General features: G+C 41.0%; 4 protein-coding genes. All 4 read left to right on the top strand.

Annotated features, from left to right (window positions below; all coding sequences use genetic code 11):
- The first annotated feature begins 790 nt into the window (after window positions 1-790).
- The 4 genes from thrS to rnr all read left to right on the top strand — a co-directional run bounded on the left by thrS (window position 791) and on the right by rnr (window position 7,241).
- Complete coding sequence (gene thrS / locus IPZ60_RS02835; protein ID WP_194196328.1) at window positions 791-2,725, top strand: threonine--tRNA ligase; 1,935 nt, start codon at window positions 791-793, stop codon at window positions 2,723-2,725.
- A 23-nt stretch (window positions 2,726-2,748) separates the two neighbouring features.
- A complete protein-coding gene (infC, locus tag IPZ60_RS02830; RefSeq protein ID WP_010197324.1) occupies window positions 2,749-3,252 on the top strand; it encodes a translation initiation factor IF-3 in 504 nt (167 codons plus the stop codon).
- A 338-nt stretch (window positions 3,253-3,590) separates the two neighbouring features.
- Complete coding sequence (locus tag IPZ60_RS02825) at window positions 3,591-4,835, top strand: toxic anion resistance protein (protein WP_194196327.1); 1,245 nt, start codon at window positions 3,591-3,593, stop codon at window positions 4,833-4,835.
- A gap of 141 nt (window positions 4,836-4,976) precedes the next feature.
- The gene (gene rnr, locus IPZ60_RS02820) at window positions 4,977-7,241 is read left to right on the top strand and encodes a ribonuclease R (RefSeq protein ID WP_194196326.1); all 2,265 of its coding nucleotides are present in this window, start codon (window positions 4,977-4,979) and stop codon (window positions 7,239-7,241) included.
- Window positions 7,242-7,335: the final 94 nt, after the last annotated feature.

Here is a 7,335-nt window from a genome sequence, read left to right as displayed (position 1 = left end):
GTCCAGTGTTAGTATTTCAACTAAATAATCTCAGCCAATACGGCTTATCCTATTTAGCGAGCTGACTATCATATCATGTTTTAATAGTCTGTCAACTTCTTTTTTTAATTCGTTTCAATGAGTTAACTGGGTTTTAATTAAGTAATTATCTCCTAATTACTGCCAGTTCTCCCTGTTGAGGGGCGTATTATATAGAGTTTAAGAGCTGTGTCAACTGCTTTGCCAAAGGTTTCTTGATTAGTTTGATCGTCTATATAATACTGCATTAGTTTCAATGGGTTAGGTTTTTATTGCTCCCGATAGGCTAAGAAGATGGCTAGGAATATCCTTTGGGTGTTTTCCTACTTATTCTTTTAATGTTGATATTTCTATAAAAAGCACTATATAAAAGGTCATTCACAGAGCTTCGCCAACACTCTATACTGAAATGTCCAAAACGGCTTTCATAGTCTATATTATGGTTCATGTCTTATTGAGACTAATACTCTATCCCTTGATATCTAGTGTTGATAGATGGTCTTTGCTATAATAGTTGGTTTACTGCATTATTTTATTTCCGCTAACCGTCCATTATCAATTAGATGACGAGACGTTACCTATTATATTGGCATTGGTCAAACACACTTGAACAATCCACTAGTTCCGCAATATGCAATATATATTAGTAAGCGACTTATAAAATAATGTATACCTTCCACAATGAACAGATGTACTTGATGCGGTCTCACGGTTATATGATTGATGGTTGCAATCATCACTGCCAACGGACCCAATAATAGGTGAATAGATTATGGTAGCGATTACTTTACCCGATGGCAGCGTAAAAGACTTCGAAGGTAATACAACAGTCATGGAAGTGGCGCAAAGTATCGGGGCGGGGCTTGCTAAGGCGACGGTTGCTGGACGTGTAAACGGTCATCTCGTAGATGCTCATGATCCTATCGTCGCTGATGCTAAAGTCGAAGTCATTACCCCAAAAGATGATGACGGTGTCGATATCATTCGTCACTCATGTGCTCATCTTTTGGGTCATGCCGTTAAGCAACTATATCCTGATGTGAAGATGGTCATCGGTCCTGTTATTGATGATGGTTTTTATTACGATATTTTCAGTGAGACGCCGTTTACGCCTGAGCATATGGAAGCTATTGAGAAGCGCATGATGCAGCTGATCAAGCAAGATTATGACGTTGTTAAAAAGATGACACCACGTGCAGAAGCGATTGAGATATTTGAGTCACGTAACGAAGATTATAAGCTTAAGTTAATCAACGATATGCCAGGCGAAGAAGCCTTTGGTCTGTATCATCATCAAGAATACGTCGATATGTGCCGCGGCCCACACGTGCCAAACACACGATTCCTAAAAGTATTTAAACTGACCAAAATGTCTGGCGCTTATTGGCGCGGCGATGCGAAAAACGAGCAGTTGCAACGTATCTATGGTACTGCGTGGGCTGATAAGAAACAGCTAAAAGCCTATATCCAACGTATCGAAGAAGCAGAAAAACGTGACCATCGTAAGATTGGTAAAGCGTTAAATCTGTTCCATATGCAAGAGCAAGCACCTGGTATGGTGTTCTGGCATGCAAACGGTTGGACGATTTATCAAGTACTTGAGCAATATATGCGTAAAGTGCAGCATGATAATGGCTATGAAGAAATCAAAACACCACAAATCGTCGATCGTAGCTTGTGGGAGCGTTCTGGACATTGGGGTAACTATGCCACCAATATGTTTACGACCTCTAGTGAAAACCGTGATTATGCTGTAAAACCGATGAACTGCCCTTGCCATGTGCAGGTATTTAACCAAGGCCTAAAATCTTACCGTGACCTGCCTCTTCGTATGGCAGAATTTGGTTCTTGTCATCGTAACGAACCATCAGGTTCATTGCATGGCTTGATGCGTGTTCGTGGTTTTACCCAAGATGACGCGCATATCTTCTGTACCCAAGCGCAAATTCAACAAGAAGTGGCTGATTTTATTAAGCTGACGCTTGCAGTGTATGAAGACTTTGGTTTCGATAACATTATCATGAAACTCTCAACCCGTCCTGAAAAACGTGTTGGTAGTGATGAGTCATGGGATTTTGCAGAGAAAGCCTTGTCAGATGCACTTGATAGCTCAGGCCTTGACTGGGATTATTTACCAGGCGAAGGCGCATTCTATGGTCCGAAGATTGAATTTAGTCTAAAAGACTCATTAGGACGTGTATGGCAGTGCGGTACCATTCAGGTTGATCCAAACATGCCTGAGCGTTTAGATGCTGAATTTGTCAATGAGCAAAATGAGCGCGAAGTACCTGTTATGTTGCACCGTGCAATATTAGGTTCATTTGAGCGTTTCATCGGTATATTAATTGAAAACTATGCGGGTTGGATGCCAGTATGGCTAGCACCACAACAAGTAGTGGTTATGAATATCACCGATAAACAAGGTGAAGCTTGTGAAAACGTCGTTAGTGAACTAAAAAATGCAGGTTTGCGAGCTATTAGTGACTTGCGTAACGAAAAGATTGGATTTAAGATACGAGAGAAAACATTAGAACGTATTCCCTATATGCTAGTATTAGGGGATAAAGAAGTCGAATCGGGCAGTGTCAACGTCCGTACGCGTGAAGGTGAGAACCTTGGCGTGATGAGTGTTTCTGAATTTATTACATTAGTACAGACCGCTGTCGCTGAGAAAGGCCGACAGACCCCAAAAACAGATGAGGAGTAATACCTATTAAACAGTCGAACCGTTTGAACATCAACGAAGATATCAGTGCCAAAGAAGTCCGTCTGGTTAAAGAAGACGGCGAACAAATGGGCGTGGTCGATATCGACACCGCGATGAAAGCGGCACGTGAAGACAGTCTAGATTTGGTTGAATTAGTTCCTGAAGCTAAACCGCCAGTATGCAAAATCATGGATTATAAGCATTTCCTCTATGATCAAAAGCAGAAAGCAAAAGAAGCTAAGAAAAACCAAAAACAGACTCAGCTCAAAGAGATGAAGCTACGTCCAAGTACCGAAGAAGCCGATTATCAGGTTAAACTGAGAAAAATCGTTAGTTTCTTGGAAGATCAAGACAAAGTTAAAATTAGCATCCGCTTCCGTGGACGTGAAATGGCGCACCAAGATATTGGTCGCAAACAACTTGATCGTATTATTGAAGATACCGCTGATATCTCAAACGTCGAGCAGTACCCTAAGATGGAAGGTCGTCAAATGGGTATGCTGCTTGGGCCAACTAAGAAAAAATAATCTGTTTTTCAGATTGTTTTAGTTGTGGCTGTTAGTCGATGTAGATACTTGTAATCTTAACCATCAATATGCTGCGGGATATTGATGGTTTTTTAATATTTAGGCCTATGAATAGCCATTTTTTAATATAATAAGTCGACGCTACTTTACAAAATCTATCTTCTCAACCTTTTCATTACCAGTTAGTCTAAAGGTCTTCTGTACGACATTTATACCATTCAAATAAGTACAATCGAGTGTATAAAAATATCCATGTACTGTTAACGTGTTTTACGATTATCGTCTTTTGTAGCTATTGACCAAAAATACTGTCCATTTCAGATATTATAGGAAACTTCATGCAAGAATTGACTCCACCAGAAAACGCAACAACTCCAAGTATTTCATTGACGCCGCCTGAACCTGTGAAAGAAATACAAAAAAGTGAAGCAGATCAGATGGTCAAGTTGGATGAAAGCCAGATTCCAGAGCTCGATGCCAAAGTTGACGCTTTTGTAGACCACGTTCTTACTAACTCTGTGCATAGCGATGAGTTTAGACAAAACGTGCAGTCTATTCATAACTTGGGTACGAAAGAGATTCGTGAATCGGCACAAGTATCTAACCGTATGTTGGATTTGCCAGCGAAAAGTCTCAATGACAGCTTGTTTGACAACTCCCCTATTGCCAAGTCATTGACTGAACTGCGCGGTATCGTAGAAGATTTAGATCCGAGTAAAAAAGAGCTGACTAGCTCACGCAAGCTGTTCGGTCTCATACCTTTTGGTAACAAAGTGCAAGATTATTTCCGTCAATATGAGTCAGCACAGTCACATATCAATGCCGTGGTGACCAGTCTTTATAATGGTAAAGATGAGCTGCTCAAAGACAATGCGATGATTGAGCAAGAAAAAGTCAATATGTGGGAGCTGATGCAGTCTATTCGTCAATATGTCTATGTTGGCAAAAAAATTGACGAACAGTTGGAACACAAAATCTATGCAATCGAAGCAACTGACCCTGAAAAAGCTCGCATTATCAAAGAAGAAATGCTGTTTTATGTGCGTCAAAAGAATACAGATTTTTTGACCCAATTAGCTGTTAATGTACAAGGTTATTTGGCGCTTGATACTATTCGTCGTAATAATTTAGAGCTAATCAAAGGCGTAGATCGTGCTACAACAACGACTGTTTCAGCATTACGTACTGCTGTCGTCGTCGCTCAAGCAATGACCAATCAGAAACTGGTGCTTGATCAAATCACTGCGTTGAATAAAACCACCAGTAGCTTGATTGAATCAACCTCAGCGATGCTAAAACGTCAGTCGGGTGAAATTCATGAACAAGCCACTAGCAGCAGTATCGAGCTTGATAAACTGCAAAACGCTTTTAATAATGTCTATGATACGATGGATATGATTAGCAATTATAAGATTGAAGCGTTAGAGAACATGAAACAAACGGTCAATACCTTGACTACTGAAGTAGATAAAGCACAAAAATACCTCGACAAGTCTAATCAAACAACCGTGCTAGAAGTCTCAAAAGAAATTGACAGCAAAAAGATAGCCAATAAATCAAGTAAGGTCGATGTTGATATTTGATTTATCACAATAGTTGTTACTAATTGAAAGTAACAACTCCTTGCTACTGAACACACATAAGACAATTGACGCAAGATATTGCCACGTTGTTCGTGTTAAGATAGCCCCTATTAATAATTTTAAAAATAGATACGGTAATTTATGAGTTGGAATGATCCAAACGCCTCAAGCGAGGCAAAAAGATATGACAATCCCATCCCTAGTCGTGAGCTAATACTTAGCACGATTACTGAGCATGGTGAAGTCACTCATCAGCAATTGGCAAAAGCCTTTAATATTGATGATCCTGATCAATTTGACGCTTTGGGCAATCGCCTAAAAGCAATGGCGCGTGATGGACAAGTAAACCGCGACGGTCGTCCTTATCGCTATCGCACAGTGACTCAGCAAGATGTCGTCACTGGTACAGTGTCTGCGCATCCTAAAGGTTTTGGTTTTGTGCTTTTGAGTGATATGCCAGATTTGTTCTTGCATGAAAAGCAAATGCGTTGGGTATTTAACGGGGACACCGTCGAAGCAGTCGGTACTTCAACAGACAATCGTGGCCGTACCGAAGGGCGTATTGTCGATGTCGTTGAACGTCGCCAAAACAACTTTATTGGCACATTAGCTCGTGATGACGATGGCTACTGTGTCGAGCTTGGCAGTCCAAATAACCATCAGCCGATTACGGTCACTGAAGACAACGTACAAGCGTTTAATGCCAAGCAAGGCTCTCCTGTCAAAGTCGATATCATCGATTGGCCAAACCAGCATGAGTTTGCTACTGGTAAAATCACGGAACTCCTGTCTGATGACAATGATCGTGAACTGATTATTGAAACCACGCTACTCAACTATGACATCCCTTCAGACTTCAGTGAAGCCACACTCAAACAAGCTGATGGCTATCAAGAGCCGACTGAAAAAGACATTAAAGGTCGCACAGACTTACGTCATTTACCACTCGTCACGATTGATGGTGAAGATGCACGTGACTTTGATGATGCTGTATTCGCTGAAAAACGATCTGGTGGTAACTATCGCGTTTTAGTAGCGATTGCTGATGTCAGTTATTACGTGACGCCAAATTCAGCACTTGACCAAGATGCTTACGAGCGTGGTACCTCAGTATACTTCCCGCATCGAGTGATTCCGATGTTGCCAGAAGTGCTTTCTAACGGTTTATGTTCATTGAACCCTAATCTTGATCGTCTGTGTATGGTTGCTGATATTAAGATATCACGCGCTGGCAAGGTTACTGGGTATGAGTTTTATCCTGCTGTCATGCATTCACAAGCACGTTTGACCTATAATCAAGTAAATGATTATCTGGTAAATCAGACTGATAAGCGCTTGCCTGAATCATTAACAGGTAATAAAGACGTTAAAAAATCTGTCGACACGTTACATCAGCTTTATGAGCTACTGCTTAAAAAACGTGAAGAACGTCATGCGATGGAATTTGAAACCGTTGAAACGTATATCAAGTTCAACGAAAAAGGCGGCATCGAGGCTATTCTGCCACGTACTCGTGGTGATTCTCAGAAGCTTATCGAAGAATGTATGCTACTGGCCAATACCTGTGCAGCGAACTTTGCGCTAAAGCATGAATTGCCTGTCTTATATCGTAACCATGATAAGCCTGATGGTGAAAAATCAATGCGTATTCATGAATATGCAAAGAACTTTGGCCTATCGTTCCCAGAAGAAAACCCAACTCAAGCGGATTATCAGCGCATTATTGAAGCGACTAAAGACAGACCCGATGCGATTAGTATCCATAGCATGCTATTGCGCTCAATGATGCAAGCAAACTATGCACCTGACAATATCGGTCACTTTGGTCTGGCATATGACGAATATAGCCACTTTACTTCCCCTATTCGTCGTTATCCTGATTTGATGCTGCATCGTGCTATTAAAGCAAAAGTGACTAATAGCCAACAGCCTGCTATGGACTTCTCTCTTGAAGGTGCTGGTACGCAAACGTCAGATACAGAACGCCGTGCAGAAAAAGCCTCTCGCTATGTAGAGTCTTGGCTCAAATGTCATTACATGAAAGACCATGTTGGCGAAGAGTTCGAAGGTGTGGTGACTACCGTTACTAGCTTCGGTCTATTTGTGACATTGACCGACTTATATATCGATGGTTTGGTCCATATCTCAAATGTCGGTGATGATTTCTTTGTCTATGATGAGCAGCAGCAACAACTGATTGGTAAAGACAAAGGTACTTTGTTTGGACTTGGTGATTCGGTCAAGGTCAAAGTTGCTGGCGTGAACATGGATCTATTGCAAATTGACTTTGATTTAAAAGCCAAACTGCAATCTAGTGAAATGAATCAGACGAAAAAAGCACCCGCCAAAAAGAGCCCAGCCAAGAGAAGTAGCAGTCGTAGTAAAGGCGCTAATAAGAAAGGCTAGTTTTAGTTAGACGCTCGAAATATAAAAAAGGCTAACGTCATCGTTAGCCTTTTTTATGTCTCACTATTCATATAAATGCGTGGTACTTGCTTAA

The organism is Psychrobacter sp. NG25 (genome assembly GCF_015234355.1).
GTDB lineage: Bacteria > Pseudomonadota > Gammaproteobacteria > Pseudomonadales > Moraxellaceae > Psychrobacter.
Note: the sequence above shows the minus strand (reverse complement) of the source record. Positions and strands in the feature narration are given on the sequence as shown.

What these genes read in the sequence shown, in the direction of transcription:
- thrS (WP_194196328.1), top strand. Translation starts at nt 791, where the DNA reads ATGGTAGCGATTACTTTACCCGATGGCAGCGTAAAAGACTTCGAAGGT.
- rnr (WP_194196326.1), top strand. Translation starts at nt 4,977, where the DNA reads ATGAGTTGGAATGATCCAAACGCCTCAAGCGAGGCAAAAAGATATGAC.
- IPZ60_RS02825 (WP_194196327.1), top strand. Translation starts at nt 3,591, where the DNA reads ATGCAAGAATTGACTCCACCAGAAAACGCAACAACTCCAAGTATTTCA.